The organism is Myxococcus sp. AB025B (assembly GCF_006518215.1).
In the GTDB taxonomy this organism is placed as follows: Bacteria; Myxococcota; Myxococcia; order Myxococcales; family Myxococcaceae; genus Myxococcus; species Myxococcus fulvus.
On the sequence record NZ_SRLW01000508.1, the window covers coordinates 1 to 3,926 of the forward strand.

5 protein-coding genes are annotated in these 3,926 nt (G+C 67.2%); all 5 read right to left on the minus strand.

Translation table 11 applies throughout. The features are described 5' to 3' along the window. On the minus strand, positions 1–466 hold a 466-nt coding region (locus tag FL311_RS41740; RefSeq protein WP_141333176.1), incomplete at its 3' end, for a glycosyltransferase. 178 nt (positions 467–644) lie between these two features. Further along, positions 645–1,658, minus strand: a complete 1,014-nt coding sequence (locus FL311_RS41745; protein ID WP_141333177.1) for a calcium/sodium antiporter — start codon at positions 1,656–1,658, stop codon at positions 645–647. 58 nt (positions 1,659–1,716) lie between these two features. After that, on the minus strand, positions 1,717–2,373 hold the full coding sequence (locus FL311_RS41750) for a TrkA family potassium uptake protein (protein ID WP_141333178.1): 657 nt from the start codon (positions 2,371–2,373) through the stop codon (positions 1,717–1,719). A gap of 9 nt (positions 2,374–2,382) precedes the next feature. Beyond that, positions 2,383–3,789, minus strand: coding sequence for a TrkH family potassium uptake protein (locus FL311_RS41755; protein WP_228557445.1), 1,407 nt, complete (start codon positions 3,787–3,789; stop codon positions 2,383–2,385). A gap of 41 nt (positions 3,790–3,830) precedes the next feature. Further along, on the minus strand, positions 3,831–3,926 hold a 96-nt coding region (locus FL311_RS46395; protein WP_368668573.1), incomplete at its 5' end, for an IS3 family transposase.

Genomic DNA, 3,926 nt, shown 5'->3' on the forward strand with positions numbered 1-3,926 from the left:
AGCTGAGCGCGTTGAGCCAACCGCCGAGTCGGAAACCCGGGACTATCGGCACCGGGAACTCGCGTGTCGGAGTCAGCGGCAGCGGCATCGCCAGCAACTCGACGGCCCCGAGCTTCTCCGCGATGTGGTGACTGCCGAGCGCCTTGGAGTGGTACACGAGCACGTCCGGCTCCAGCTCCCGCGCCGCCTTCCACTCGTCCTCCAGGCCCGCCCGGATGACGGCGCCGAACCCCTTGAACAGCCGCCGCTGCTCGGCACGTGTCGGGGCGCGTAGCACGGCCTCCGTCAGCTCCAGCACGGCATTGTCCATGTGCGCGTAGGGAACGCCGTGGCGCTCCACCATGCCTCGGAAGCCGGTGGGGGTGCAGAGCGCCACGACATGGCCATGCGCCTGCAGTGCCTTGGCGAGCGCGACGAAGGGGTGGACATCACCTCGGGTTCCGTAGGTGGAGATGAGCACGCGCATGGAAACCCCATTCAGGAGCGTGTCCGCGGCAACAACCGCGGGCAGGTGGCGGCCCGACCACCGAGGAACCTGTGCGTGCCAGGAGCGCGCGACGCACACCCTTCGAGATGTGTGGCCAGTGTCTCAGAGCAGGGTGCTCCAGGCCACGGAAACCATGTGGCCCTGCCAGGCCTCTTGCCTACGTGCTGGTGAGCCCCACCCAAAGCTGCCAGCCCATGAACGCCAGGTAGAGCGCGACGAGCAGCAGTCCTTCTGAGCGCGTGATGGTCCAGTCGAAGGTGATGGAGAGTGGGAAGAGCACCAGGGTAAACCCGAGAACGGCCATCAGGATGAGGGGGCCTCCCCCGGGCAAGGGGACCGTGGCGATGATGGACGTCGTGCCCAGGATGAAGAGCAGGTTGAAGATGTTGGAGCCGACCACGTTCCCCATGGCCATGTCGGACTGCCCCCTGCGCACCGCCATCAGGCTGGTGATGAGCTCCGGCAAGGTGGTGGCTATCGAGACCACGGTGAGCCCGATGAGCTGTTCGGACAAACCCAGTGCCTGCGCCGCCCCGGTGGCGCCCACCTCGCCGAGCTTCCCTCCGAGCCCGAGCAGCGCAAGCCCTCCGAGCACCATGACCACTGCGAGCCGCCAGGACAGCAGGGGTTCGCGTCGCACGACCTCGGTGGCGTCGCTCGCAAGAGCGGCGCCCACCTTCGAGGGCTGCTTCGCCGCGCGGAGGAGCATCACCAGGAAGCCGAGGAAGCAACCCACCAGGAGCACCCCGTCGAGCCGCGACAGGCCGAGCTGTCGCCTGGAGTCGAGGTGGTTGGGAAGCCAGGAGAGCGTCAGGAGGAGCACCACGGTGCCCAGCAGCACGGGCAGCTCCCGCCGGAGCAGCGAGGATTGGACCTTCACGGGTCGGACCACCGCTGCCAGGCCGAGCACGAGGCCGATGTTGGTGAGCGACGAGCCCGTCATGTTGCCGAACGTCAGGGCTGTCGAGCCGCCGAGCGCGGCCGCGACGTTGAGCGCGAGCTCCGGGGCCGAGGTTCCAAAGGCGACGAGCGTCAGGCCGATGGTGAGGGCAGGGACGCCATGTCGCTCGGCCAGGGCGACCGCGCCCTTGACGAGCAAGTCGCCGCCCAGCAACAGCAGCACGACGCCTCCAACAAAGAGTCCCAATGAGGTGAGCAGTTCCGAGGACATGGGTTCCCCAGGGTACGGTGAGCGGGCACGGCAGAGACTCTGGCGAGGGAGGTGGGCGTCACTTCAGCACGGCCACGGCCTCGAGCGCCGAGGGCTCTCCGGCGACGAGCAGCGCGTCGGAAGGAGTGAGCGGCCGGTCCGGGTCCGGTACTGGCAGCATGCGGTCCTGGAGCACGTCGTGCACGGCCACCACATGCACGCGGTAGCGCTGCGGCAGCGCCAACTCACGCAGGCTTTTTCCATACCAGGCCTCCGGCACCGGCATCTCTTGCAAGCCGAAGTCCTGCCCCAACTGGACGTACTGGAGGAGCCGGCCGCTGGTGATGCGGTTGGCGAGCCCGAGCGCGCTCTCCCGCTCGGGAAAGATGCTCTCCGAGGCCCCCAGCGCGTTGACGATGCGCGCATGGTCGTCCGAGCGGACCTTCACATAGATGTCCTGGATGCCTGTGTCCCGCAGGGCGAGCAACGCGAGGATGCTGGCCGAGAGGTCCTCGCCCGTGGAGACGATGGCCGCGTCCGCGCCGCGCGCGCCCACCTCCTGTAGCACCTGGCGCTGTGTGGCGTCTCCCACCATGGCCTTGGAGACGCGCGAGCCCAGGGCATCCACGACCGCTGGCCGTGGGTCGATGGCGATGACGTCATGTCCCTGCTCGTGCAGGCGCGCGGCGATGACCGAGCCGAAGTTGCCCAGGCCCACCACGATGATGCGCTTCATCCCTGCTCCTTAACCAACGATGAGGTCCTCTTGCGCGGGGCGCACATGTCGCAGGTGTGTCCGGGCACGCAGACTGAGGGCGGCGAAGAAGGCAAGGGGGCCCAGCCTTCCCACGAACATCAGCCCGATGACTTGAAGTTTGCCCGCGACGCTCAGGGAAGGGGACACGTCCATGGTCAGCCCCACCGTGCAGAAGGCGCTGACGACCTCGAAGAAGAGGGGCAGGAAGCTGGCGCGAGCAGCCTGCACCGATTCCTCGCCGTGTCCCTCCGTGAAGCTGAGCGCGAAGACAGCGGCGGTCATCACCCCAAAAGCGATGAGGGCGAGCGATACGGTCCGCTCGATGGTGCCCTCCGGAATGGCGCGACCGTGCAGCTCGGCATGCCGGCGGCCCCGGATTCGGGTGAAGGCGAGCGCCGCGAGCACCGCCAGCGTCGTCGTCTTCAGGCCTCCCGCGGTGGAGCCGGGACTTCCCCCCACCACCATCAGCAGGATGGTGAAGAAGCCACTCGCGTTGCTCACCTCGGAGTAGCTCACGCTGTTGAATCCCGCGGTGCGCGCCGTGGCGGACATGAACCAGGCGTTGGCGACCCGGTCCACGTAGCCCATGGACCGCAGCACCCCGTTCCACTCGAAGAGCGTGAAGAGCACGGCGCCGCCAACGAGGAGGACACTCGTGACGAGCAGTGCCGCGAAGGTATGGACACTCATGCGCCGCGAGCGTTGGTTCCGACCGCGCCACCAGCGCAGCGCCTCTTCTCCTGAAAGGTAGCCCAATCCCCCGAGAATGATGAGGCTCGAGATGATGAAGAGGGTGAGTGGGGCGCTCGCGAAGCCCACCAGTGAGTCACTGAATGTCGAGAAGCCAGCGTTGCAGAATGCGCTCACGGAGTGGAAGACGGCATGCCACGCCGCCTCCTTCCATCCGAACCGTGGCAGCCATAGCAGCCACAGCAGCAGCGCCCCCAATGCCTCCACCCAGAAGGTGAAGCGCGCGACCCGCAGGGTCAGCGACACGACGTTCTGTCGGTGCGTGTAGTCGATGGGGGCACCGACAATGACCTCGCTGCGAAGGGACAGCTTCCGGCCGAGCGCGCCAATGACAAGGGTGGCGAGGGTGATGAGTCCCAGCCCACCCAACTGGATGAAGACGAGGAGCCACAGCTGACCCCAACGGGTAAAGGTCGTGGCGGTGTCCACGACGGTGAGTCCCGTCACGCACACCGCGCTCGTCATCGTGAAGAGCGCGTCGAGGAGCCCCAGTCGCGGCCCGGTGTACAGACCCGGCAGCCAGAGCAGTCCGAGCGTCCCGAATGCGATGAGGACCCCGAAGGAGAGGGCCAGCAGCATGGCCGGGGAGATGGAGGACCAGCGCAGCCAGAGCCACTGTATGGGCGAGCGAAGGAAGGGCGTCACTGAGTGGGGGTGGGCTTGCCCCGATTTCGTGGACAGGTTCGTTAAGCTGCCGCACTTCGGGTTGAGGCGTTCCGCTCGTACTCCTCGGGGCTGACATAGCCGAGTGCGGAGTGCCTGCGACGGCGGTTGTACCACGC